We start from the raw sequence: 25,516 nt of genomic DNA on the forward strand, positions 1-25,516 counted from the left end.
GCAACATGAGCCACGCCGAACCGAAGAACACCCGCACCCTGAATGCTGGCGGCCGCGAGTGCCGTTACGTCCCGATCACCGATGATGCGCGGGCGCAGGACCTGCCCTTTGCGCTCAAGGTGCTGCTGGAAAACCTGCTGCGCTTCGAGGACGAGCGTACCGTGCGCCGCGCCGATATCGAGGCGCTGCTGGACTGGGACCCGCAGGCGGAACCGGCCCAGGAAATCGCATTCCGCCCGGCGCGGGTGCTGCTGCAGGACTTCACCGGCGTGCCCGCGGTGGTCGATCTGGCCGCGATGCGAGATGCCATGGAGGCGCTGGGTGGCGACCCGAAGAAGATCACCCCGCTCCAGCCGGCGGAGCTGGTCATCGACCACTCGGTGCAGGTGGATGCCCACGGCAACGCCAACGCCATGAACCTCAACGCCGAGCTGGAGTACTCGCGCAACCGCGAGCGCTACAGCTTCCTGAAGTGGGGTCAGCAGGCGTTCGACACCTTCAAGGTGGTGCCGCCGGACACCGGCATCGTGCATCAGGTCAACCTGGAGTACCTCGCGCGCACCGTGTTCGTGGATGACCAGGCCGCCGGCGGCTGCATGGCCTACCCGGATACCCTGGTGGGCACCGACTCCCACACCACCATGATCAACGGCCTCGGCGTGCTCGGCTGGGGCGTGGGTGGTATCGAGGCCGAGGCTGCGATGCTGGGGCAGCCGATCTCGATGCTGATCCCGCAGGTGGTGGGCTTCCGCCTGACCGGCAAGCTGGCCGAAGGCGCCACCGCGACCGACCTGGTGCTGGTGATCGTCGAGATGCTGCGCAAGAAGGGCGTGGTCGGGAAGTTCGTCGAGTTCTTCGGCGACGGCCTCGCCGATCTGCCCCTGGCCGATCGCGCCACCATCGCCAACATGGCGCCGGAGTACGGCGCCACCTGCGGCATCTTCCCGATCGACGACGAGACCCTGGACTACCTGCGCCTGACCGGGCGCGATGCCGGCCACATCGAGTTCATCGAGGCCTATGCCAAGGCCCAGGGCCTGTGGCGCGACGACAGCGCGCCGGTCGCGCGCTACAGCGACCAGCTGGAACTGGACCTGTCCACCGTGGAACCCAGCCTCGCCGGGCCCAAGCGCCCGCAGGACCGCATCCCGCTGAGCCAGGCCGGCGCCACCATCAGCCGCCATCTGGACACGATGCTGAAGGAGCGCGAGAGCGGGGCCGACGAACCGGTCGAGGCCGAGCGCTTCGCGGCCGAGGGCGGGCATACCGCCGTGGGCGTGGAACACCAGGCGGAGGAGCCCCATCACACCGCCATCGAGATGGACGGCGAGACCTTCACGCTGGATCACGGCGACATCGTGATCGCGGCGATCACGTCCTGCACCAACACCTCCAACCCGTCGGTGATGCTGGGGGCCGGCCTGGTCGCGCGCAAGGCGCGCGAGGCCGGGCTTCAGGTCAAGCCCTGGGTGAAGACCTCGCTGGCCCCCGGCTCGCGCGTGGTCACTGACTACCTGGAAAAGTCCGGCCTGCTGACCGATCTGGAGGCCCTTGGCTTTCACGTGGTCGGCTATGGCTGCACCACCTGCATCGGCAACTCGGGCCCGCTGCCGGAGCCGATCTCCGAGGCCATCATCAAGGACGACCTGGTCGTCAGCTCGGTGCTCTCCGGCAACCGCAACTTCGAGGGGCGCATTCATTCCGAGGTGCAGATGAACTTCCTCGCCTCGCCGCCCCTGGTGGTCGCCTACGCCCTGGCCGGGCGCAGCAATATCGACCTGTACAACGATCCCATCGGCGAGAACGCCGAGGGCGCGCCGATCTACCTGAAAGACATCTGGCCGACCACCGACGAGGTGCGCGAGGCCGTCGCCAGCCACGTCGGCGCCGGCAGCTTTACCAGTGCCTACGGAGATCTCTACTCCGGCGAGGAGCGCTGGCGCAACCTGGAGGCCCCGCAGGGCGAACGTTTCGACTGGCAGGAGGATTCCACCTACGTGCGCAATCCGCCCTACTTCAAGGGCATGGGCATGACGCCGATGCCCCTGAACGACATCCAGGGTGCGCGCGTACTGGCACTGCTGGGCGACTCGGTCACCACCGACCACATCTCCCCGGCCGGTTCCATCGCCAAGGACAGCCCCGCCGGCCGTTACCTCGAGTCCAAGGGCGTGAAGCCGGCCGACTTCAACTCCTACGGCTCGCGCCGCGGCAACCACGAAGTGATGATGCGCGGCACCTTCGCCAACGTGCGCCTGCGCAACCTGCTGGCCCCGGGCACCCAGGGCGGCGTCACGCAGCACCTGCCGGATGGCGAGCAGATGTCCATCTACGATGCCGCCATGCGCTATCAGGAAGAGGACACCCCGCTGATCGTGATCGCGGGGCAGGAATACGGCACCGGCTCCTCGCGTGACTGGGCCGCCAAGGGCACCCTGCTCCTGGGCGTGAAGGCGGTGATCGTCGAGAGCTTCGAGCGTATCCACCGCTCCAACCTGGTGGGCATGGGCGTCCTCCCGCTGCAGTTCCTGCCGGGCGAGAACGCGGCCAGCCATGGGCTGACCGGGCGCGAGACCTACAGCATCACCGGGGTCGAGAATGGCGAAGCGCGCGAGGCTACGGTCACCGCCGTCAGCGATGACGGCCAGCGCAAGACGTTCAGTGTGCGCGTGCGCCTGGATACGCCACAGGAAGTGGACTACTTCCGCCACGGCGGCATCCTTCCCTACGTGTTGCGCCAGCTCGCGGCTTCGGCATAAAGTCGACCAATGGGACGGAGGATATCCACGGACGCGATCCAGTCCGGTCAGACGCTCGCCGGGGCGGTACATGACCGTTCCGGCCGTCTCCTGATCCCGGCCGGGATGGTGCTCCAGGACAAGCAGATCCGTGTATTGCTGTCCTGGGGCATCAGCACGGTCGAAGTCGTCGATGACGAACAGGATGCCGCCAACGACACATCCGACATCTCTGAGGAAATCGGCCCGCAGGGCGATCCGGATGCCGGGCCCACCCCCGCGATGGAAGAACAGGCCGATCTGGTCCTTGAGGAACGCTTCCGCCACTGCGACGTAAACCGGCACCCGATGGATGGGCTCTACCGCCTTGCGCGCCAGCGACTCCTCGAGGAGCTGATGCAACGTGGTCAACGGGCCCGCAATCCATGACGAGCATCGCGGAATTCCTGGAGCAGGACGACTCTCTTTGCAGTTTCTCAGGGAGTTACAACACAATCTTCACGCGCCTTAACGACCCTACCGCAAACGTGGCCGGGATCACCGAGGCCGTGGAACTGGACCCGACCATCGCGGCCAAGACGCTGCGTATGGCCAATTCCTCGCTGTACGGTTTTCCCGAACCCATCGAGACCCTGCACCGGGCCGTGTCCATCATCGGCCTGCAGCAGATCCGCCAAATCGTGATGTCCACGATCGTGATCCAGCACTTCCGTGACCTGCCGGTGATCGGAGTCGACATGGAATCCTTCTGGCGCCACAGCATCGCGGTCGGTGTGCTCAGCCGCTCCATTGCCCGCTTCCGGCGCGAGGCCAACATCGAGCGCCTGTACCTGTACGGGATCATGCACGACCTGGGTCGACTGCTGCTGTTCCTGCATCTGGGACAGCGCAGCGAGGAACTGATCAACATCCGCGAGCGCGAACAATGTCTGCTGTTCGAGGCCGAGCGCGAGCTGCTCGGCTTCGATCACGCGGCAATTGGCTCAGCCCTGCTCGAGGAATGGGGCATGACTCCGGCCCAGGTGGAGGCGACGCGCTACCATCATGCGCCGGAACAGGCGCCGGCCTTCCCGGTAGAAACGGCCATCGTGCATGTGGCGGACAGCATCGCCAATTCGCTGCGCCTGGGCTCATCCGGGGAACGCTTCGTGCCCCCCGTGACACCGGAAACATTCGACCGTGTCGGCCTGGAGATGCCGGTCTACGAGGACATCATCGGCCACGCCCGAAAGCATCTAGAGCAGATGCAGACGATCCTCCTCGACTGACCCGCTATGCCGGCAAAGGACCCTGTCGCATGAGCCCTTCCTATCGCACGCCCGATGAGGTGAACGCCCTCCAGGAGCGCATCCACTTCCTGGAGGAAGCGCTGGAGGCCAATGCCTATGCAATGGACGTGCTCGCCTCCACCACGGCGATCTTCGGCGACACCGACCGCAACCGCAGTCCGGAACTGATCATCCAGAACACCATCGAGGCGATTCGCCGCCTGCTTCCGGCGCAGGACATGGCGGTGTACATCCTCGACAACGACTGCTCGTTCAACCTCGCCCACCAGGAACACCCGGACACACTGGAGCCGGACCTCGCCGGCATCGTCGAGCAGTTGATCGAGGACGGTCAGTTTGCCTGGGCCCTGCATCAGAACCACCCGGTCTGCCTGCCCTCGCCGGTCGCGGAGGAGAGCATCATGCTGCACGTGATCTCCACTCGCACCCGGATTCGCGGGATGTTCGTCGCGCGTTTCCGCCAGGCGCAACTGCAGCGGTACGAGATGATCCTGTCGACGCTGACCATGGTGTTGTTCAACACGGCCTACGCCCTGGAAAGCGCCGATCTGTTCCAGATGATGGACCGGCGCCAGAAGGCCCTGCAGCGGATTACCGAGCGGCAGTCGCGTGAACTGTTGCACCACATGTCACATGACTCGCTGACCAACCTGCCCAATCGCATGCTGTTCAGCGACCGCCTGTCGCAGGCCATCGAGCGCCATGCCGGGAGCCCCGATCATGTCGCGCTCATCCTCCTCGATCTCGACAACTTCAAGCGCACCAACGACTCGCTGGGCCACCGCGCCGGTGACGAACTGATCCGCAAGGTCGCGCAGGATCTGTCCGACCTGCTCGACCAGGCCCGCGAACGCTCCGGGCGCCGGCTGCGCACCACGCTGTCGCGCCTGGGCGGCGACGAATTCGGCATCCTGGTCGAGGACGCCCTCGGCCTGGAAGGGATCGTGCGCCTGGTGACCGACGTCGTGCGCAAGACCGCGACTGAACGCCAGATCTTCGAGCAGCCCGTGGTCAGCAGTGTCTCCTGCGGGATTGCCGTCTACCCCTATGACGGGGAAAACGCGGACACCCTGCTCGGCAACGCCGATGCGGCGATGTACGAGGCCAAGCAGCGCGGCCGCAACGGCTTTCGTTTCTACACCCAGGACCTTAACTCGCGCACCTTCCGCCACTTCGAGCTGGAAAATGAACTCGGGCAGGCCATTGCCAACGACCAGCTGGTGTTGCACTACCAGCCCAAGGTCGCGCTCGACAGCGGGCGCATCCTCGGGGCCGAGGCCCTGATCCGCTGGCAGCACCCGACCCTCGGACTGCTGCCCCCCAGCCATTTCATCGACCTCGCGGAAGACATGACCCTGATCGAGGAGATCGGAGAGTGGGTGCTGCGCCAGGTCTGCCGGGACCTTCAGTCCCTGCGTGTGGCACCCGAACAGCTGCCGCGTATCGCCATCAATGTCTCCGCCCGGCAACTGCGCCAGCCCGATCTGGCCGGCGACTTTCACCGGATCATTGGCGACGCGGGCATCCCGCCCCGCTGCATCGAGCTGGAACTGACCGAGAGCACCATTGTTGACGACCCGCAGGGTGCGTTACGGGTCTTCCAGCGCCTGCGCGAGCTCGGGATGTCGCTGGCCGTGGATGACTTCGGCACCGGCCACGCCTCGCTGATGCAGCTCAAGCAGCTCCCGGCGGATACCCTGAAGATCGACCGCTCCTTCGTGATGGACCTGGACCAGGGTGACGGCCACTCCCAGATCGTGCGCGCCATCATCCTGATGGCCAGGACCCTGGGCCTGGACGTAATCGCGGAAGGCGTGGAAACGGCACGCCAGGCCGAGATCCTGCAGGAGCTCGACTGCCACACCGCACAGGGGTACCTGTACTCGCGCCCGGTCCCCTTCGGCGAATTCCGCACCTGGCTGCGCGACGCGGTGGCACTGCCCACGGCCACCGCCTGATCCAGGCCTGGACCCAAGCTCTGGCGGTGGCAACCTGACGCCGCGCCGGGGCTAGGACTTCGGCTGCGGCGCGGTCAGGGCCGCCGGGTCCAGCATGGCCAGCAGACGCTCCCGCGGGATATCGGTCTGCTCCGCCGCGACATCCACGATCGGGCGTCCACTGGCATAGGCTTCTTTGGCGATACGTGCACCTGCCTCGTAGCCGATCTCCGCGTTCAGCGCGGTCACCAGGATCGGATTACGGTCCAGCGCCGCACGCAGCACCGCCTCATTCACCGTGAAACCGGCAATGGCGCGGTCCGCGAGATGCTCGGCCGCCCCGGTCAGCAGGCCGATCTGCTGCAGCAGATTGTCGGCGATCAGGGGCAGGCCCACATTCAACTGGAAGTTGCCGCCCTGCCCGGCCGCCGCGACCGCCACATCCAGCCCGACCACCTGCTGCGCGGCCATGATTACGGCCTCCGGAATGACCGGATTGACCTTGCCCGGCATGATCGAACTCCCCGGCTGCAAGGCCGGCAGCGCAATCTCGCCCAGCCCCGCGAGTGGCCCCGAATTCATCCAGCGCAGATCATTGGCGATCTTGATCAGGCTGGTGGCAAGGGTGCGCAACTGTCCGGACAGCTCTACGGCCGTATCCTGACTGGCCAGCGCGGCAAAGCCGTTCAGCTCGCGCACAAAGCCCACCCCTGTGCGTTCGGCCAGGCGCCGAGCGACACGATCACCAAAATCCGCCGGGGCGTTGATACCCGTGCCCACCGCGGTACCCCCGATGGCCAGCCGGTTTACCCGGATGCGGGTGTCGCGGATGCGCTCGGCATCCAGCTCCAGCTGGGTGCGCCAGCCGGACAGCTCCTGGCTCATGCGGACCGGCATCGCATCCATCAGGTGGGTGCGCCCGGTCTTCACGATCGCCGTCAGTTCGCCCTCGCGCCGCGCGATCGTCGCGATCAGATGGCGCAGGGCCGGCAGCAGCCGCCGCTCCACCTCCAGAGAGGCCGCCACATGCAGGGCCGTCGGGATCACGTCGTTGGAACTCTGCGAGCGGTTCACGTGATCGTTCGGATGCACCGTCAGCGCGGCATCGGAGGCAAGCCGGGCGATCACCTCGTTCATGTTCATGTTGCTGCTGGTGCCGGAGCCGGTCTGATACACATCGACTGGAAAGGCATCGGCGTGATCGCCGCTGGCGAGACTGTCAGCCGCCGCGACAATCGCGCCGGCAACCGCATCCGGCAACTGGCCCAGGGCCTGGTTGGCCTCGGCGCAGGCGGCCTTGGTCAGTGCCAGCGCACGGATGAAGGCCGGCGGCAGCGGACGGCCGCTGATCCGGAAGTTATCGATCGCTCGCTGGGTCTGGGCGCCCCACAGGGCCTCCTGCGGGACCTCCACCGGCCCCAGACTGTCCTGTTCCTGACGCATTGCGGGCTTCGACATGCCTTCCTCCTGGTTGAGTCCGCGCCGGGCGCCGGACGTCCGGGTCAAGCCAAACCGACCGACCCGCGGGACCGACCGGGCCCGGCACGATGCTGTATTGCACCTGAACCCCCTAGTATACTGCGCCGCCTGTCTCGAACCCGACCCCGGAAGCCCCATGTCTCTGACCCCACTGAGCGCCATCAGCCCTGTCGACGGCCGCTACGCCCGCCACACCCGCGACCTGGCCCCCTATTTCTCCGAACAAGGCCTGATGCAGGCGCGGGTACGCGTCGAGATCGCCTGGCTGAAGGCCCTGGCGGCGGAGCCGGCGATTCCCGAGGTCCCCGCGCTGACCGACGAGGCCGCAGCCTTCCTGGACGAGATTGCGTTCAGCTTCGACGAGGTCGCGGGTGCCCGGGTCAAGGACATCGAGGCCACCACCAACCACGACGTCAAGGCCATCGAGTACTACATCAAGGAGCAGATGGCGGACCGTGCCGACCTGCAGAGCCAGATCGAGTTCGTGCACTTTGCCTGCACCTCGGAGGACATCAACAACCTCGCCTACGGCGTGATGGTCCGCGAGGCGCGCGATCACGTGATGCTGCCGGCGCTGGATGCCGTACTGGCGCCCATGCGCGAGCTGTCCGAACGCTTTGCCGACCAGCCAATGCTGGCGCGCACCCACGGCCAGCCCGCCTCCCCCACCACCATGGGCAAGGAGCTGGCCAACGTGGTCCGGCGCCTGGAACGCCAGCGTGCCGAGATCGCCGGTGTCGAGTGCCTGGGCAAGATCAACGGTGCGGTCGGCAACTTCAATGCCCATACCGTGGCCTACCCCGAGGTGGACTGGCCCACCCTCTCGCAGCGCATGGTCACGAGCCTGGGCCTGGTGCCGAACACCCATACGACCCAGATCGAGCCGCACGACTTCCTGGCCGAACTGTTCCACGCCTGCATGCGCGCAAACACCATCCTGCTGGATGCGGCCCGCGATATCTGGGGTTACATCTCGCTTGGCTACTTCAAGCAGAAGGTGGTGGCCGGCGAGGTCGGTTCCTCGACCATGCCGCACAAGGTCAACCCGATCGACTTCGAGAACGCCGAGGGCAACCTGGGCCTGGCCAATGCCCTGTTCGATCATCTCGCCGGCAAGCTTCCGGTGTCGCGCTTCCAGCGCGACCTGACCGACTCCACCGTGCTGCGCAATATCGGCATTGCATTTGCCTGGTCCCTGATCGCCTACAAGGCCTTCGGGCGCGGGCTGGGCAAGCTCGAAATCGAGCCCGGCCGTCTGGCCGAGGACCTGGACCAGAACTGGGAGGTCCTGGGCGAGGCCGTGCAGACCGTGATGCGGCGTTACGGGATCGAGTCGCCCTACGAAAAGCTGAAGGAACTGACCCGCGGGCAGCGCATTACCCCCGAGGCCCTGGGCGCCTTCATCGATGGCCTCGAGATCCCCGAAGAGGCGCGTGCGCGGCTGCGCGAACTGACGCCGGGCGCCTATGTCGGTATTGCCGGCCGGCTCGCCCGCGAGTCCTGAGGGCCGCGTGACCGCGCCGGACCCGCAGCAGCCGCTGACCCTGCTGGGTGGACTCACACCCGCCGAGTTCCTGCGCGACTACTGGCAGCAGCGCCCCCTGCTGGTGCGCGGCGCGATCCCGGGCTTCGAGAACCCGATCGAACCCGACGACCTCGCCGGACTGGCGACCGACCCGGACGCGGGCAGCCGCCTCGTGCTCGGCCATCAGGACCGCCAGGACTGGGCAGTCGAATATGGTCCGTTCGCGGCCGAGCGACTGGAACAGCTGCCCGACCGCGACTGGACCCTGCTGGTCACCGACGTCGAGCGTTTCTGGCCCGACGGTCTCGACTTTCTCGCGCGCTTCGACTTCATCCCGCGCTGGCGCCGTGACGACCTGATGATCTCCTGCGCGGCCCCGGGCGGCTCGGTGGGGCCGCACGTGGACCAGTACGACGTATTCCTGTTCCAGGCAGCCGGACACCGACGCTGGCAGATCCAGGACCCGCCCGGCGCGCTGGACTGCCACGACGATCTCCCGCTCGCAATCCTGCGCGAGTTCACGCCCAGCGACAGCTGGGATCTGGGCCCCGGAGACCTGTTGTATCTGCCACCCAGCCTGCCCCATTACGGGCTGGCGCTGGATGCCCAGTGCATGACCTGGTCGGTGGGCTTTCGGGCCCCGAGCCTGGTGGACGTGATCGGCGGCTATTTTGACGAACGCGCCAGCGCGCTCGAGGAATCGACACGGTTCGAGGACCCGGGCCGCGCCCCGGCCGTCCATCCGAGCGAGATCCCGTCGAGCGACCGGCGCGCGCTGCGCGACCGACTGCGCGCCCTGCTGGCGGCCGACGACGCCGAGCTGGACGCCTACCTGGGGCGCTTCCTGACCCGGCCAGCGGCGGCGCTTGAGCTGGCCCCGGACGATCCGGAACAGGCCACCACCGCGCCCCCGGACGCGGTCTTCGACATCCATCCGGGGGTGCGCCGGGCCTGGTTCCAGAGTACGGACGGCCCCGTGCTGTGCCTGGCCGGAAAAAACTATCCGCTGCCGCCGGTCGCGCCGGAGGTACTGGAGGCCTTCTGCGCTGCCGAATCCCTCAGCGTCGCGGAATGGCGCGAGGCGATACCGAATATCCGCGACATCCTGCGTGACGGGCTCGAGGCCGGCTGGCTTGCACCGCGGGATTTCAACGCCGGGCCGTAACGACCTCACGCCCGTAACGACCTCAGGCAGCGTAAGGGAGACAGGCCCGAGCCGCGCGTTCGATCAGTTCGGGGCCCGCATCGGCGTGATGCGCCCCTTCGGTGAGGATGCGCCGCCACTGACGGGCGCCGGGCGCGCCGTGAAACAGCCCGAGGATATGCCGGGTCAGGCGCGCCAGCGGAATTCCGTCGCGGCGCATCGCCTCGGCCAGCGCGATTACTCCGGCCAGCACCTCGTCGCGGCTTGGATCGCGGTCGGCGCCGAAGTAGAGTCGGTCCACGCCGGCCAGGCTCCACGGCTGATGATAGGCCAGCCGCCCGAACATCACGCCATCCACATGCGCCAGGTGGAAACGTGCCGCGGCGACATCATCCAGCCCGCCATTCAGCACGATGGCCAGCTCCGGAAATTCCGCCTTCAGTCGATATACACGCCCGTAATCCAGTGGGGGTACATCGCGGTTGTCTTTCGGGCTCAGCCCCTTGAGCCATGCCTTGCGTGCGTGGACCACGAAGGTCCGGCAGCCCGCCGCGGCCACCGCGCCCACAAAGGCGTGCAGGTCACCCTCGGAGTCCTGGTCATCGATCCCGATCCGGTGCTTGACCGTGACCGGCACAGCGACCGCGTCCTGCATCTCGGCGATGCATTCGGCCACGAGGGCGGGCTGCGCCATCAGGCAGGCACCGAATGCCCCGGACTGTACACGGTCGGACGGACAGCCTACGTTCAGATTGATCTCGTCAAAGCCGCGTTCTGCAGCAATACGCGCCGCCTGGGCCAGGGTGGCCGGGTCCGACCCGCCAAGCTGCAGTGCAACCGGGTGCTCCACCGCGGCAAAACCGAGCAGCCGGTCGCGGTCGCCATGAATCACCGCGTTGGCATGCACCATCTCGGTGTACAACAATGCCCGCCGGGTCAGGAGCCGATGGAACTGGCGACACCAGGTATCCGTCCAGTCCATCATCGGGGCCACCGAGAACCGTGGGTCGCAATGGCGGACCGCGTCAGTCACCAGCGAGTCTCCACGCGGGGCCGCCCGCAACCTCAAGCCAGAAAGGATTTGCCATCATGTCGGAAAGCGAAGCACCGGAAACTTTTCTCGATAGTGTCTCACACATGGTCGACCGGGCCATGGCCTACCTGGAGCTTCCGGAGGGCGCCCGCGACGCACTGAAGACCTGCGATTCCGTCATCCAGGTCAGCTTTCCGATCCGCTTTCGCGACCGCATCGAGGTGTTCAAGGGCTGGCGCGCGGTGCACTCCTCGCATCGCCTGCCCGCCAAGGGTGGTCTGCGCTTCTCCCCCAGCATGGACCAGGAACACGCCGAGGCGCTGGCGGCCCTGATGACCTACAAGTGCGCGATTGTGGATATCCCCTTTGGCGGCTCCAAGGGCGGCCTGCGGGTCGATCCGCAGAAATACGACGAGTGGGAGATGGAGCGCATCACCCGCCGCTTCGCCCACGAACTGATCCAGCGCGACTACATCAGCCCGGCCCAGAACGTGCCCGCGCCCGACGTCGGGACCTCCCAGCGCGAGATGGCCTGGATCATGGAAACCTATCGCGAACGCCATCCGGAGGATCTCGATCACGCCGCCTCGGTCACCGGCAAGCCGGTCGAACTGGGCGGCATCGTCGGACGCCTCGAGGCGACCGGCCGCGGGGTGCAGTACGCGCTCCAGGCCTTTTTCCGCGAAGGGTCCGCCGCCCGCGAGGCCGGGTTCGAGGGGGGGGCTCGGGGATCAGCGCATCATTATCCAGGGCTTCGGCAACGTGGGCTACCACGCGGCGCGCTTCCTGCAGAACGACGATCACGCCACGATCGTCGGTGTGATCAAGAGCGATGGCGGGGTCTACTCCGAGGACGGTATCGACGTAGAGGCCTTGCATGACTACGTCCGCCGCAGCGGCACCATGGAAGGGTTCGCCGGTGTCGAATTCGAACGCGACGGCAACCGCATCCTTGAGCGCGACTGCGACATCGTGATCCCGGCCGCGCTGGAGGGGGCCATTCACCGTGGCAACGCCGAGCGCATCCAGGCACGCCTGATCGTCGAGGCCGCGAATGGCCCCTGCACCTGGGAAGCGGATCAGATCCTGCGCGAACGTGGCATCACCATCCTGCCGGACGTGTACGTCAACGCCGGCGGGGTCGTGGTGTCGTACTTCGAATGGGTGCGCAACCTGTCGCACATGCGTTTCGGGCGCCTGGAGCGGCGCTACGACCAGGCCCAGGGCCAGCACATCGTGTCCGCGATCGAGATGATGACCAACGAAAGCATCCCGGAATGGATTCGCGATGCCGTCGTGCGCGGCGCCGACGAGATCGACCTGGTCCGCTCGGGGCTGGAGGACACCATGCGCGAGGCCTTCAGCGAGATGTACGAGGTGCGCGAGGTGGAAAGTAACGGCGAACTGCTGGACTACCGCACCGCCGCCTACCTGATCGCCCTGCGCAAGATCATCCGTGCGCGCAGCGACCTGAAGCTGATCTGACTCGGCCCTGTGACCGGCGGGCCCCGGTATCTCCGGGGCCGGACACCCCTACCCCGCCTGCCCGTAGCGCGATTCCAGCGCCGCGTACAGCGCCCGCAGGCCCATAGCCTCGCCCCCCTTGGGGCGGCCCGGGCGGGCACGGACATTGAACGCCATGATGTCGAAATGCAGCCAGGTGGCCCCCTCGGGGACAAATTCCTGCAGAAACAGACCGGCGGTGATCGCCCCGGCATAGCCCCCGCTGGAGCTGTTCGCGATGTCGGCCACGTCGCTGTCGAGCATGTATCGATACGGGGTATGCAGTGGCAGCTGGCAGATCGGGTCGTCCCATTCGCGCGCGGGTTCCACCAGGGCTCGCGCCCAGCCCTCGTCCTGGGTGAGGCAGGCGCTGATCTCGGTCCCCACCGCCACGCGCGCAGCGCCGGTCAGAGTGGCGAAATCCACCAGCAGATCGGGGTGGAACGAACCCGCACGATCCAGCAGGTCGGCCAGCACCAGACGGCCCTCGGCATCCGTGTTGTCGATTTCGATGCGCTTGCCATTGCGGGCGGTCAGTACATCCCCGGGCCGGAACGCGCCCGCACCAATCGCGTTCTCCACCGCACCGATCAGCACCGTCAGCCGCACCGGCAGGGCCTGCGCCATGATCAGGCGCGCCAGGCCCAGCACGATCGCCGCACCGCCCATATCCTTTTTCATCTGCCGCATGGAGTTACCCGGCTTCAGGTTGAGGCCGCCGGAGTCGAAGCACACCCCCTTGCCCACCAGCACCAGGGAGGGGGCATCGGGTTGCCCCCAGGTCAGCTCGATTACGCGCGCGCCGTGCTCGCTGGCGGCCCCGACCGCATGCACGCAGGGAAACTCCTTCTCCAGCTTGTCGCTGTCGCTCACCACGTGCAGGCTGCAGCCGTAGGCCTCGGCCAGATCCCGTGCCTGCAGCGCCAGATTGGCCGGCATCATGTCGGCCGCCGGGGTATTGATCAGGTCGCGGGTCAGTGCGATGGATTCCACAAACGCCAGCACCCGCTCGCGATCGGCATCCACGGGCCATACCAGACGCGGGGCGCGATCCGGGGCCTCGCGGTACCGGTCGAAACGATAGCGGCCCAGCCCCCAGCCGATCGCGGCCAGGTTCTGTACGTCGGGGTTCAGAAAATCCACCTCCAGCTGATAGTCGCCGGTGCCAAGACTCTCGGCAGCGGCGGCCAGCATCCAGATCGGGGTCTCCGCATCAAAACCCGCGAGCACCGCGGCCAGGCCGCCCTCCGCATCGGGGATGCGCAGAGTAGTGCCCGGCTCCGCCTCGTATCCGGAGGCCGCCACCCAGTTGCGCCAGGCCTCCGGCGCACTCTCCAGACGCACCGGCAGCGACTCGCGGCTCACCGGGATCAACGGGACGGCGGTATCGGACGACGCAACAAAAGCAGAATCCACGCGGCTTTCCTCGAAAAGGGGCGAAAGCCTCCATAATACGCACCTTGTCGATCCCCAGGGATCAACCCCGCCCCATGTCGAACAGGATGTGACGATGACGCCAGCGCTGGAGATCCGCGGGCTCAAAAAGACGTACAAGAACGGCTTCGAGGCCCTCAAGGGCATCGACCTCGAGGTCGCGCCCGGAAGCTTTTTCGCCCTGCTCGGGCCCAATGGCGCCGGCAAGTCGACCACCATCGGCATCATCACCTCGCTGATCAACAAGACCGCAGGCACGGTCAAGGTCTTCGGCCACGACCTCGACACCGACCTGCAGGCGGTGAAGCGCTCCATCGGCCTGGTGCCACAGGAGTTCAACTTCAACAACTTCGAGCCGATTGGCGAGATCGTGGTCAATCAGGCCGGCTATTACGGCATCCCGCGGCACGAGGCCTGGGAGCGCTGCGAGCACTACCTGAAGGAATTGGGCCTGTGGGAGAAGCGCAAGGACATGGCGCGCACGCTCTCCGGCGGGATGAAACGGCGCCTGATGATCGCGCGCGCCCTGGTGCACGAGCCGCGCCTGCTGATCCTCGACGAGCCCACCGCCGGGGTGGATATCGAGCTGCGCCGTTCGATGTGGGATTTCCTCACCCGCATCAACACCGACGGCCGCAGCATCATCCTCACCACGCACTACCTGGAAGAGGCGGAGACGCTGTGCCGCAACATCGCGATCATCGATGACGGCGGCATCATCGAGAACACCACCATGAAGCAGCTGCTGGCCAAGCTGGAGACCGAGACCATGGTCCTGGATCTGAGCGAGCCGCCGCCCGGTATCCCGCAGGATGCCCCGGTGGCGCTGCGCCAGATCGATGATCTGACCCTGGAGGCGGACATCCGCCGCGGCGAGCACCTGAACGACCTGTTCCGGGTACTCGATCAGGCCGGCATCCGGGTGCAGAGCATGCGCAACAAGGCCAACCGCCTGGAGGAGCTGTTCCTGCGCATGACCCGCAACGGCCAGAGTCCGAGCCACCTGACGCCGGGCGCCGGCGGTACCAGCGAGCAGCCGGAGAACCAGGCATGAGCGAATCTCACCTGCGCCAGTACTGGATCGCCTTCCGCACCATCGTCACCAAGGAGGTCCTGCGCTTCGCCCGGATCTGGGTGCAAACCGTCCTGCCCCCAGTGATCACGACCGCCCTCTACTTCATCATTTTTGGCGGGCTGATCGGCGAGCGCATCGGCGAGATGGAGGGCCACCGCTACATGGACTTCATCGTCCCCGGTCTGATCATGCTGGCGGTAATCACTAACAGCTATGCCAACGTGGTCTCGTCCTTCTTTGGCTCCAAATTCCAGCGCCACATCGAGGAGATGCTGGTCTCGCCCATCCCCAACAGCGTGATCATCCTCGGCTTCGTGTTCGGGGGCGTGGCGCGCGGGCTCGCAGTGGGCGTGGCCGTCCTCCTGATCTCCCTGTTCTTCAGCCCCCTCAGCGTGCACAACGCACTGGTCATGCTGGTAATCGTGCTGATGACCTCGATCCTGTTTGCCCTTGCCGGCCTGATCAACGGCGTGTTTGCCCGCACCTTCGACGACATCTCCATCGTGCCGACCTTTGTGCTGACACCGCTGACCTACCTCGGGGGGGTGTTCTATTCCATCAGCCTCCTGCCCGAATTCTGGCAGGGCCTCTCCATGCTGAACCCCATCCTGTACATGGTCGATGCCTTCCGCTACGGCAGCCTCGGACACAGCGACTTCCCCGTCGCGCTGTCGTTTGCGATCATCGCCGGCTTCATCGCCGTGCTCTACAGCGTTGCCCTGGTCCTGCTCAACCGGGGTGTGGGCATTCGATCCTGAGACCCGCACGCCGCGAAACGGCCGCGGATGGCGCCGCAACAGTGTTTATTGGCGGAAAAAACGTGGTATAAAGCGGAAACTTCTCCGGTTCAGGGGCTTATGGGTAACAGCAGAAAGACATCGCATTTCTTTCTGGCGGGCACCGCCGGTCTCACCATTCTGGTGGGCACCAGCCTGCTCCTGGCCTCGCAACCCGGCGAGAGCTCCCAGCCGCTCCAGATTGGCGCGGGCAAACCCCTTTCCAGCACCCAGATCCCGGTGGCGCCGCTCGAGCACCCCGCCGGCGGGGCCACCATCAGCCCCGCGCTGAATGGCCAGGCCGGTGGCCGCGCGCAGACCGTAGCGTTCGCCACCGACATGCTGGACGACTCCGCCCCGGGCTACGCCCCGGATACCATCGATCCCGACGCCGACGCCCCGACCTCCTATGAGACCTTCGATCTCGACGATGACGAGGCCCTCAGCGAGACCGACCCCGCGGAATCCGACTGGTACAGCCACACCCTGAAGGAAGGCGAGCGCCTGACCGGGCTGTGGGAACGCGAGTGGGACCTGCCGCTGGCCACCCTCTACCGCCTGCTGGATGACAGCGACAACGCCTCCATCCTGAACCGCGTGCGCCCGGGGCAGGAGATCGAATGGCAGGTGGACGACGACGGCTACCTCACCCGCATGCGCCTGTGGACCGATCGCGCCAGCGGCCACGAATGGGTGCGCGAGGCCGAAGGCTGGGATTTCGAACGCGGCCAGGTCGAAAACGGGCGCGAGGTCAGCCACCTGATCATCCACGCCGAGATCGACGGCAACATCGCCTCGGCGCTGGCCGAGCGCGCGGACCTCTCCCCGGGTGCGGCCAATGCCCTGGCGGTCCTGCTGGACCGGTACCTCCCGGTGCGCACGCACGCCCGTACCGGCGACCAGTTCACCCTGCTGGTCGAGCAGGAGACCCTGGTCGGCGACGACACGCCACACAATCTGCGCCTGCTCGCCTTCGATTACGAAGGCCAGCGCATCCAGGTCCGGGCCGCTCGCAACGTCAATGGCCGGTTCTACACCCCGGAAGGCGAGAGCCTGCTGCCGCCGTTCGATCGACGCCCGTTCGCCGGCAACTACCGCATCAGTTCCAGCTTCAATCCGCGGCGCCGCCACCCGGTCACCGGCCGCGTGGCCCCGCATCACGGCACCGACTTTGCCATGCCGATCGGCACGCCGATCCTCGCGCCGGCCGATGGCCGCGTGACCCGCGTCGAAAACCACCCCTATGCCGGCCGCTTTATCGTGATCGAGCATGGCCAGGGGTATTCCACCCGCTACCTGCACCTGGACCGCCAGCTGGTGCGCCCGGGGCAGACGGTGGAGCGTGGCGACCGCATCGCCCTGTCCGGCAATACCGGGCGCAGCACGGGCCCGCACCTGCATTACGAGATCCACGTGAACAACCGGCCGCAGAACCCCATGCGCGTCGAACTGCCGGAAAGCGACGCGCTCGAAGGCGACGAGTTGGACCGCTTCAAGTCCATCAGCCAGACCCTCCTGGCGCAACTGGACAACGGCCAGCGCAACCAGCAAGTCGCCTTCACCCCGTTCGAAGAACTCACCCGCTAGGCGGGGACTGGCACTGTCGGGCCGGCATCGGCCCGACGCCTTCGGGCCTGGCACGTGACATCGGTACCCGTATCCCACCCCGTGCTCGACTGGGCGCGCCTCGAATGGCGTAACGGGCAGCCGTTCGCCGTGGATTACGGTGACGGCTACTTCGGTTCCAGCGACCCCCGCGCCGAGGTGCGCGAGGTCTTCATCGAGGCCAACGCCCTCGCCGCCCGTTTCCGCCAGTGCCGCCGCTTCGTGCTGGCCGAGACCGGCTTTGGCAGCGGGCTCAACCTGCTTCTAGCCCTGGAGACATGGCGGCGCGAGGCACCCCCTGGCGCATTTCTGTCGATGCTCAGCCTGGAGGCGCACCCCCTTTCGCCGGAGGACCTGGCCGCGATTCATGCGCGCCTGGGGCTGGACGGCGTCGACGCACAGCGGTTACGCAGTCAGTACCCGCCCCCCGTGGCCGGGCTCCACCGCATCGAATTTCCCGAGGCGCGCGCGGCCCTGACCCTGGCGCTGGGCGATGCCGCGCCGCTGTTAAGCGGCATCCAGGGGCAGGTGGACGCATGGTTCCTGGACGGGTTCGCCCCGCGCAACAATCCGGCGCTGTGGAACACGGGCGTCTTTCGGCAGGTGGCGCGCCTGTCGGCACCCGGCGCCACCTTCGGCACGTACACCGCGGCCGGGCAGGTTCGCCGTGACCTCGAGGGAGTCGGGTTCGAGGTCCAGCGCGTGCCGGGGCACGGCCGCAAGCGCGAGCGGCTCCAGGGAGTACTTCACACCCGCCCGCAGGACGCGCCGCCGGCACCCGCCATCCCTGAGCGCGTCGCGGTGGTGGGTGCGGGACTTGCCGGCCTTGCCGCGGCACATGCGCTGCGCGCGCGTGGTGTCGCGGTGGATGTATTCGACCCTGCGGGAATAGCGGGAGGCGCCTCCGGCAACCCGGCCGCCGTGCTTTTGCCCAACCTGCATCCGCAGGACCCCGAACTGAATCAGCTCGCACTGGCCGGGATGCGTCGCACCGCGTCCCTCGTCGGCCAGCTCGAGGCCGCCACGGGCCAAGCCATCCGACTCGCGGCGGGCGTTGCCTTTCATGGCATCAGCGCGCACGGGCGCAAGCGCGTACAGCGCCTGCAAAAGGCCGGCCCGGCACGCGCCGGCCTGCTCTTCGACCCCGCGGGGCCGGGCTGCGCCTCGGCCCCGCACCTGTTCTATCCCGACGCCCTCGCGCTCGACATGCGCGCCCTCTGCGAGGCGCTCGCGGCGGAGCTCGCTCCCGTGCAGCGCGAAGCCGTGCAGGGCATCCAGGCCGTCCCGGATGGCCCCCTGCGGCTTGAGGGCGTCTCCGGGGGCGCGGAGTACGATGCGGTCGTGCTGGCCATGGCAGCCGGCGGCGACCGCCCCCTGTGCCCGGAGGAGACGGCGATCGCGACCGTTGACGGCCAGATGACCCGGGTACAGGCCCCGCTACCGGACTGGGGCGGGTTCGTGGCCACCGGACAGGGCTACTGCATCCCGAAAGCCGACGGGCGGGCCTGGATCGGGGCCACCTACCGGCACACGGACGCGCGGGCGGCCGCGACCACCGCCGAGACCATCGCAGAGGACGACCGGGCCAACCTTCGACACCTTGCCTGGGTGCCGGGCCTGGAAGACGCCTCGGCGGTAACGATACTGGAGAGCTGGGCCGGCACCCGGGCCGTGGTGCGGGATCGGCTGCCGCTGGTTGGCGCCAGCCGCATGGACCCCGACGCCCGGGTGCTGCTGAGCCTGGCCCACGGCTCGCGTGGCCTGCTGTACGCACCGCTCGCCGGGGAGTGGCTGGCGGATCATCTGCTGGGGCTGATCGAGCCCCTCGACGTGCATAGCCGGGCCCGCCTCGACCCGATGCGCGCGGCCGTTCAGCCCGCAGGCTCCTCCGCCGAGGCATAACCAACACCGTTGCGACCGGCCGCCTTGACCCGGTACATCGCGTGGTCCGCCGCCATCATCAGATCCGCCAGGCGCTGACCATCGCGCGGATAGAACGCCACGCCGATACTGCAGGACAGGGTCTGTTCCACCGGCTCCAGATGCCCGGGGCGCAGCTCGAACGGCTGCTCAAACGCGCCGCGCAACCGCTCGATCAGGCCAGACGCCTCGTCGGGATGCCGCAGCGGCGCGCTCAGTACGATGAATTCATCACCGCCGAGGCGTACCAGCAAGTCGTCCGGGCGCAGGCTGGCGGCGAGACGCTGGGCCAACTGTCGCAGCAGTTCGTCGCCCACGGCGTGACCGTACTGGTCGTTCACCGGCTTGAACCGGTCGAGGTCGATGAACAGCAGCGCCAGCTGCCCCTCTCGCCGATCGGCCCGTGCCGCCAGACGCGGGAAGGCACGGTCCAGCGCGGCCCGGTTCGCCGTTCCGGTCAGCGGATCCTCCCAGGCCAGCGCTTGCATGCGCTCTTCCAGCTGCTTGCGTTCGGTGACATCCAGCGCATGCCAGACCACGGCGGCCGCCCCCTCGAACGGGGCGTCGATCGGGCGGATGCGAGCCTCGTACCAGCGGGTGTCTTCCATACCCGCGGCACCCTCCTGCGCTCCATGCAACTGGCCCGCGGGCAGACGGTACTGCAGCTCCTGCAGGCGGCCTTCGCTCAGGGCCCGCCGCACGATGCCCTCGAAGCGCCGCGCCACCTCCTCCGGCAGCAATTCGTCCAGGGCATGGCCAATCACACTGCCTTGCAGCCCGGTTCCGCGGCGAGCCTCGCCGAAGGCACGGCGCACCAGCCCATTGTCGTCAATCACCAGGGCATCGCCGGGCATGGCCTCGAACAGTGCATCCTGAAGATCACGTGCCTCGCTCAGCGCGTTGAACAGCATGCGGTTTTCATGCACGTCCACGAAGCTCAGCAGGGCGGCCGGACGGTCCTCCCAGGTGATGGAGACCCAGCGCAGAAGATGGAAGCGCTCCTCTCCGGATGCCGTGCGCACCCGAATCTCGCGACCCTTCGGGTCCTCCGGAGCACCGCAGAACGCAAGCCCGGGCGGCAGTCGGCTACGGTCGTCCGGGTGGATCATGTCCAGCGCCGCCAGTGCCTCGCCGGGCTCCGGTGCCAGGCCAGTCATGCGGGTGAAGGCCGGGTTCGCCCACAGGATGCTGCGGGCACCGATCACCAGCGTCGCATCCTCCAGACGGTTAACCAGGGCCTGATACCGCGACAGCGCATCCCGGCGCTGCTGGATGCCCTGCCCCACCCGGAAGGTGTAGCCCGCCACGGCCAGCAGCCCGACGGTGCCCATCACCCACCAGGCCGCCGGACGTGCGGTGGCCGTGGGACTGGCCACGGGTTCGGCCAGCATCTGCCAGCGCCCGCCGGCAAAGATCACGTCGAGAAGCAGCGGCGCCGTGGCCGGATCAAGGCCATCGGGGTTATAGAAGATGTCGCCACGCTCGCCACTGCCGTCCAGGCCACGCAGCGCCACATGCATGTTTTCCGGCCCGGGCACCAGCCCGGCCTGCTCCAGCAGGGTGTCGAAGTCCAGCGCAATACTGGAGATCGTCCACGGGTTATCCGTCGCAGCGATATCTTCCGCCTCGGTCTGCACCGGCGCGCGGACCAGCAGGCCGCGCCCGCCCTGAGCCAGTGGCCAGGGGCCGGCGACCACCGTCTCCTGCTGGTCGAGTACCCGGTGGTAGGACGCCGCCTGCTGCGGGTGCTCGGCCAGGTTGAGCCCAATGGCCTGCTCGTTGCCACTGCGCGGGTAAACCAGCGCGAGGATCTCGCCACGGGCAAGGGTCAGCGAGCGGATCAGATCCGGCTGCACGCGGTACAGGCGATCCGCCGCCCGGGCAAATTCCTCTTCGCTCAGATCCGGGTGGGCGTAGGCATAGGCGGCAAGCCCTATGGTTCCGTGCACCGAGGCATTAAGGACACTCTCCAGCTGCGAGCGCAGGCTGTTGGCCTCGGTCGCGACGGCCTGTTTGTAGCGGTCGGCAAGCTGCTGTTTCCAGGCCTGATCGATCCCGATAAACAGCAGACCAAACAGCAACCCCGCCACGAGCGCGGCCACCATGGGGCCACTCACGTGCGGATCCGTGGTGCGGGCCTCTCGAACCGGCTGCTGCAGGCTTTCCGTCGTGTCCGTGGACTGGGTCATTCAGGGTCTTGTCGCGGCGAGCAGGCTCCTACTATGCGCCTTTCCCGCGCGTACGGGAACGCAGCGGCAGCCGTGCCTGCCAACCACCAACTCACGCTGGCCGATTCACGCCATGTCTGAGGGCTCGGCAACACGCCGGCGGCTTGCGGCCTGGAACATTCAAGTGGTGGGGACGGCCGGAATCGAACCGGCACGGCCTTGCGGCCAGCGGATTTTAAGTCCGATGCGTCTACCAGTTCCGCCACGCCCCCGGAGCGGCCGCATCATACCGCGCACCCTGGAGCGCCGCACCCGTTGCAGCCAGCCGGGGTCAGGCGCCGGGCGCGCCTGTTCCGTCCGCCGTGACCCCTGCCGCCGCCAGTTCGGCCAGCGGCAACGGTACGTGCAGCGCACCCGCAATGGCACGCAGCAGCTCGACCTCGGCGATCACCGTCTGGCCGCCGTGTGTGATCGTTGCCAGCATCGCAGCGGTAAGCGCCTGCTTGTCCGCCGGACGCAGGTGATCCAGAGTCTCCAGGGCGCGATCCAGCACCTGATTCCATGCGCCCTCTTCACCCACACGCGCGAGGGTCTGGTCGGCGGATGTTTCCGCGTTTTCCACCCCCAGGGCAGTCAGGCCTGCGGCGAGTGCCGCGCGCGCGGCAGCGGCATCGTCCGGGTGCCCGTGTCGCGCCAGAATGGCCAGCACCTCCTGCGCGGATCCTGCATTCCGGGCCAGCGGGGCGCGGCCACCCGGTCGCGCCCGCTCCGGCTGCTCCAGGTCGCGCAGTTGCCGCCGCAGCAGCAGGCCGGTCGCGTACTCGAACGGCGATACACGGCCATCGGCCTGGATCAGCTCGGAGATCAGGCCCTGCAATGCCTCACGTTCCTCGCGCGGGCGGTGGCGCAGCACGGGGAAGCTCATCTCCAGCAGCGGTATGCGCAGGTCCGCCTGCAGTTCCGGTACCGCATTCAGTAGCGTCCGCACCCGCGACTCGCTCTCGCCGCCACGCACCGCGGCCACACGCAAGAGCTGCGCGTCGCGGACGTCCTGTTCCGGGCTGATCAGCAGGTACAGCAGCACCTCGACGCCCCAGGCATCGGAATGCGCGGCCCGTTCCAGGGGCCCTGGCATGGCCGCCACCAGCAGGCCGGCCCCGAGGATCTGCGCCAGCCCCGGGTCGCCGATCTGTTCCATCAGGCGCGAGGGGTCCAGCATCAGGCCGCCCGGCCCTTGCGATGGCTGCTCCCGGGCCTCGACCTCGGCCTGCGCCTCTTTCTCTGCGCGCCGGGCCTGCGCGTCCTCCTGCATGCGCTGGCGCACCGTCTCCAGTTCGTCCTCGCGAAACCCGGGTTCGATGGCCTGAATCCGTCGCACCAGCGGCGGATGAGTGGCAAACATCTGGCCCAGGGCACCCGAGGCGAACAGCATGTGGCCGACCTCCTCGGTGTCGGCCCGCAGCGCGCCCTGGCCGGCCCCGATCTTCTTCAGCGCCCCGGCAATGCCCTCTGGCTGGCGCGTGAACTGCACCGCCGAGGCATCCGCCAGGTATTCGCGCTGGCGCGATACCGAGGCCCGGATCCAGCGCCCGAAGAACAGCCCGATATAGCCCACCACCATCAGTGCCAGGCCCGCGGCGACGATGCCCCCGGCGTTGCGGTTGTTGCGCGACAGGCGCATGGCCAGCAACACGCGCTGACCGATCAGCGCCATCACCAGGATGCCGAACAGCATCCCCATCAGGCGGATATTCAGTCGCATGTCGCCGTTCAGGATGTGCCCGAACTCGTGCGCGACCACGCCCTGGAGTTCGTCGCGGTCCAGCTGCTCCAATGCGCCACGGGTGACAGCAATGGCCGCATCATCCGGCGAATACCCGGCCGCAAAGGCGTTGATACCGGACTCCTGCTCGAGCACGTAGACCTCCGGCACCGGAACGCCGGAGGCGATCGCGATCTCCTCCACCACGTTCACCAGACGCCGCCGCAGCGGATCGCCGGTATCCCCGTCGACCCGAGTCCCGCCCAGTTCCCGCGCCACCGCCCCTCCGCCGTCACGCAGGCCGAGAGTCCGGTAGAGGCTGCCAAGGCCGATCAGGCCCAGGGTCAGCACGCTGGTCCATACCATCACGCCGATGTTGCGCGCGAGGAAATCACGGGTCAGCCAGGGTTCGCCCTGTGCCACCGGCTCCGCCTGGCCAAACAGCACCAGTACGATGGCATTCATCACCAGCACGATGGCAAGCACCGCCAGGCCGAACAGCACCAGCAGCCAGCGGGTCCGTCGCTGCGCACGATCCTGGTGTTCGAAGAAGTTCATCGACCCGCCCGCATCAGGAGAAGTTGACCTGCACCGCCTCGCGCTTGCGCGCGTCCTCGATCTCCAGCAGCTGCGCCGGACGGAATGCAAAGTTGTTGGCGATCAGGCTGTTCGGGAACATCTCGCGCAGGATGTTGTACTGCATGACCGCATCGTTGAACCCCTGGCGCGCGTAGGCCACCCGGTTCTCGGTGCTGGTCAGCTCCTCGGAGAGCTGCATCATGTTCTCGTTGGCCTTGAGCTCGGGATAGTTCTCGGACAGCGCAAACAGCCGCCCAAGCGCACCGGACAGCCCCTGCTCGGAACTGGATAGCTGGCGGATGGCCTCGGCATTGGTCGGGTCGCCGGCGACCTGCTGCAGACTGCCCTTGGCCTGGTTGCGCGCCTCGATCACCGCCTCGAGGGTATCGCGCTCGTGGCTCATGTAGCGTTCCGCCACCTGCACCAGGTTCGGGATCAGGTCATAGCGGCGGGTCAGCTGCACATCGATCTGGGCAAAGGCGTTCTTGTAGCGGTTTCGCGCCGTCACCAGCCGGTTGTACGTCCAAACCGCCCACACCACCAGCAGTACGAGGATTACCAGCACCACCCACTTCGTATCCATCCCGCCACACTCCTTCACCGTTGGAGCCCCGAGTGTACGCCGGATGCACGGGCCCGCCCAACGCCCAAAGACGCCACCAGCGGACTGATTTATCCTGACCCCGCCACTTTCCCGGAAGCCCGCATGAATCTTTCCACCCTTCTCGGCATTCTCGGCAGCCTGCTGGTGTTCGGCAGCGTCATTGTTTTTTCCTCGCAGGACCTGGACGCCTTCCTGAACCTGCCCGGGCTGGGCATCGTGCTCGGCGGCACCATTGCCGCCACCCTGATGAGTTACCCCTTTCACGAGGTGATGCGCGTGTTCCGGGCCGGCGCGAACGCCGTGCGCGAAGAGCGTTACGACGTCACCCAGGACCTCGAAGAGATCGTGCAGGTCTCGCGCTACTGGTTCTCGCAGAACCTCGGCCGTATCCAGGACCGGCTGGACCAGATCCGCAACCCGTTCCTGCGCACCGGCATCCAGCTGGTGATCGACGACACCCCGATGGACGACGTATCCGACCTGCTCAACTGGCGCATGGCCCGTCTGCGCGCCCGCGAACAGGCCGATGCCCAGATGTTCCGCACCATGGCCACCTACGCCCCGGCCTTCGGCATGCTGGGCACCCTGATCGGCCTGATCAACCTGCTGCTGACCACCGAGAGCGAGGACTTCACCGTCATCGCCGTCAACCTGGGTATCGCCCTCATCACCACCTTCTACGGCATCCTGCTGGCCAACCTGGTATTCCGCCCCATCGCCATCAAGCTCGAGCGCCGCACCGAAGAGCGCGTCGTCCTCATGACCATGGTGCTGGAAGGCATCATGCTGATGCGCAAGGGCCGCTCGCCAGGCTACATCCGCGAGACCCTGCGCTCGTTCATGGAAAACCACAGCGACGAGATCCGCCAGGCCGCGCCCAACGGCGACGAGGCCCCGGACACACCCGCCGGCGGCGACAGCCAGACCACCGATCGGCCCTGACCT

At 67.3% G+C, this 25,516-nt stretch carries 17 protein-coding genes, 1 tRNA gene and 1 pseudogene; 12 read left to right on the forward strand and 7 right to left on the reverse strand.

Annotation, left to right across the window (positions count from 1 at the left end):
- The first annotated feature begins 5 nt into the window (after positions 1-5).
- Genes acnA through D000_RS0105790 form a run of 4 tightly spaced genes read left to right on the forward strand, consistent with a single transcriptional unit; the run spans position 6 to position 5,985 of the window.
- Entirely contained in the window at positions 6-2,759 is a 2,754-nt protein-coding gene (gene acnA / locus D000_RS0105775) for an aconitate hydratase AcnA (protein WP_018872593.1), read from the forward strand.
- 9 nt (positions 2,760-2,768) lie between these two features.
- On the forward strand, positions 2,769-3,167 hold the full coding sequence (locus D000_RS0105780; RefSeq protein WP_196800590.1) for a hypothetical protein: 399 nt from the start codon (positions 2,769-2,771) through the stop codon (positions 3,165-3,167).
- On the forward strand, positions 3,164-4,006 hold the full coding sequence (locus tag D000_RS0105785) for an HDOD domain-containing protein (RefSeq protein ID WP_018872595.1): 843 nt from the start codon (positions 3,164-3,166) through the stop codon (positions 4,004-4,006). Before D000_RS0105780 ends, D000_RS0105785 begins: the two co-directional genes overlap by 4 nt.
- 29 nt (positions 4,007-4,035) lie before the next feature.
- On the forward strand, positions 4,036-5,985 hold the full coding sequence (locus D000_RS0105790; RefSeq protein WP_018872596.1) for a bifunctional diguanylate cyclase/phosphodiesterase: 1,950 nt from the start codon (positions 4,036-4,038) through the stop codon (positions 5,983-5,985).
- Between the two features lie 51 nt (positions 5,986-6,036).
- Here the strand turns inward: D000_RS0105790 and D000_RS0105795 are convergent, their stop codons facing one another.
- Positions 6,037-7,422, reverse strand: a complete 1,386-nt coding sequence (locus tag D000_RS0105795) for a lyase family protein (protein WP_026279793.1) — start codon at positions 7,420-7,422, stop codon at positions 6,037-6,039.
- A 157-nt stretch (positions 7,423-7,579) separates the two neighbouring features.
- Between D000_RS0105795 and purB the strand changes: the two genes are divergently transcribed.
- A complete protein-coding gene (gene purB / locus D000_RS0105800; protein WP_018872598.1) occupies positions 7,580-8,947 on the forward strand; it encodes an adenylosuccinate lyase in 1,368 nt (455 codons plus the stop codon).
- A 7-nt stretch (positions 8,948-8,954) separates the two neighbouring features.
- The gene (locus tag D000_RS0105805; RefSeq protein ID WP_018872599.1) at positions 8,955-10,133 is read left to right on the forward strand and encodes a JmjC domain-containing protein; all 1,179 of its coding nucleotides are present in this window, start codon (positions 8,955-8,957) and stop codon (positions 10,131-10,133) included.
- Positions 10,134-10,155: 22 nt separating this feature from the next.
- On the opposite strand, the gene dusA is transcribed toward D000_RS0105805, so the two are convergent.
- The gene (gene dusA, locus D000_RS0105810) at positions 10,156-11,145 is read right to left on the reverse strand and encodes a tRNA dihydrouridine(20/20a) synthase DusA (protein ID WP_026279794.1); all 990 of its coding nucleotides are present in this window, start codon (positions 11,143-11,145) and stop codon (positions 10,156-10,158) included.
- 56 nt (positions 11,146-11,201) lie between these two features.
- On the opposite strand from dusA, the pseudogene D000_RS13370 reads away from it, so the two are divergent.
- Positions 11,202-12,630: pseudogene (locus D000_RS13370) on the forward strand (Glu/Leu/Phe/Val dehydrogenase).
- 48 nt (positions 12,631-12,678) lie between these two features.
- Here D000_RS13370 and D000_RS0105820 read toward each other — a convergent pair.
- Positions 12,679-14,064 (reverse strand): M17 family metallopeptidase, encoded by a 1,386-nt coding sequence (locus tag D000_RS0105820; protein ID WP_018872601.1) that lies wholly within the window; start codon positions 14,062-14,064, stop codon positions 12,679-12,681.
- 94 nt (positions 14,065-14,158) lie between these two features.
- Between D000_RS0105820 and D000_RS0105825 the strand changes: the two genes are divergently transcribed.
- The 4 genes from D000_RS0105825 to mnmD all read left to right on the forward strand — a co-directional run bounded on the left by D000_RS0105825 (position 14,159) and on the right by mnmD (position 19,440).
- Entirely contained in the window at positions 14,159-15,136 is a 978-nt protein-coding gene (locus D000_RS0105825; protein ID WP_018872602.1) for an ABC transporter ATP-binding protein, read from the forward strand.
- Positions 15,133-15,915 carry an ABC transporter permease gene (locus tag D000_RS0105830; protein WP_018872603.1) on the forward strand — a complete coding sequence of 261 codons (783 nt, stop codon included), beginning with the start codon at positions 15,133-15,135 and terminating at the stop codon, positions 15,913-15,915. Before D000_RS0105825 ends, D000_RS0105830 begins: the two co-directional genes overlap by 4 nt.
- A 99-nt stretch (positions 15,916-16,014) precedes the next feature.
- Positions 16,015-17,520 carry a peptidoglycan DD-metalloendopeptidase family protein gene (locus tag D000_RS0105835; RefSeq protein ID WP_018872604.1) on the forward strand — a complete coding sequence of 502 codons (1,506 nt, stop codon included), beginning with the start codon at positions 16,015-16,017 and terminating at the stop codon, positions 17,518-17,520.
- An 81-nt stretch (positions 17,521-17,601) separates the two neighbouring features.
- The gene (gene mnmD / locus D000_RS0105840; RefSeq protein WP_018872605.1) at positions 17,602-19,440 is read left to right on the forward strand and encodes a tRNA (5-methylaminomethyl-2-thiouridine)(34)-methyltransferase MnmD; all 1,839 of its coding nucleotides are present in this window, start codon (positions 17,602-17,604) and stop codon (positions 19,438-19,440) included.
- Here mnmD and D000_RS0105845 read toward each other — a convergent pair.
- From D000_RS0105845 to D000_RS0105860, 4 genes are all read right to left on the reverse strand, one after another.
- Positions 19,410-21,647 carry a diguanylate cyclase domain-containing protein gene (locus D000_RS0105845; RefSeq protein WP_018872606.1) on the reverse strand — a complete coding sequence of 746 codons (2,238 nt, stop codon included), beginning with the start codon at positions 21,645-21,647 and terminating at the stop codon, positions 19,410-19,412. The two genes, mnmD and D000_RS0105845, sit on opposite strands and share 31 nt — an antisense overlap.
- A 164-nt stretch (positions 21,648-21,811) precedes the next feature.
- Positions 21,812-21,898: transfer RNA gene (locus tag D000_RS0105850), tRNA-Leu, on the reverse strand.
- 59 nt (positions 21,899-21,957) lie between these two features.
- Positions 21,958-23,946: a M48 family metallopeptidase gene (locus D000_RS0105855; RefSeq protein ID WP_018872607.1), complete on the reverse strand. Its 1,989-nt coding sequence runs from the start codon at positions 23,944-23,946 to the stop codon at positions 21,958-21,960.
- A 13-nt stretch (positions 23,947-23,959) separates the two neighbouring features.
- The gene (locus D000_RS0105860; protein WP_018872608.1) at positions 23,960-24,550 is read right to left on the reverse strand and encodes a LemA family protein; all 591 of its coding nucleotides are present in this window, start codon (positions 24,548-24,550) and stop codon (positions 23,960-23,962) included.
- 123 nt (positions 24,551-24,673) lie between these two features.
- Here D000_RS0105860 and D000_RS0105865 point away from each other — a divergent pair, with 123 nt between their 5' ends.
- Entirely contained in the window at positions 24,674-25,513 is an 840-nt protein-coding gene (locus D000_RS0105865) for a motility protein A (RefSeq protein ID WP_018872609.1), read from the forward strand.
- The last annotated feature ends 3 nt before the right edge of the window (positions 25,514-25,516 follow it).

This window comes from Thioalkalivibrio sp. ALJ16 (genome assembly GCF_000377345.1).
Taxonomy (GTDB): domain Bacteria; phylum Pseudomonadota; class Gammaproteobacteria; order Ectothiorhodospirales; family Ectothiorhodospiraceae; genus Thioalkalivibrio.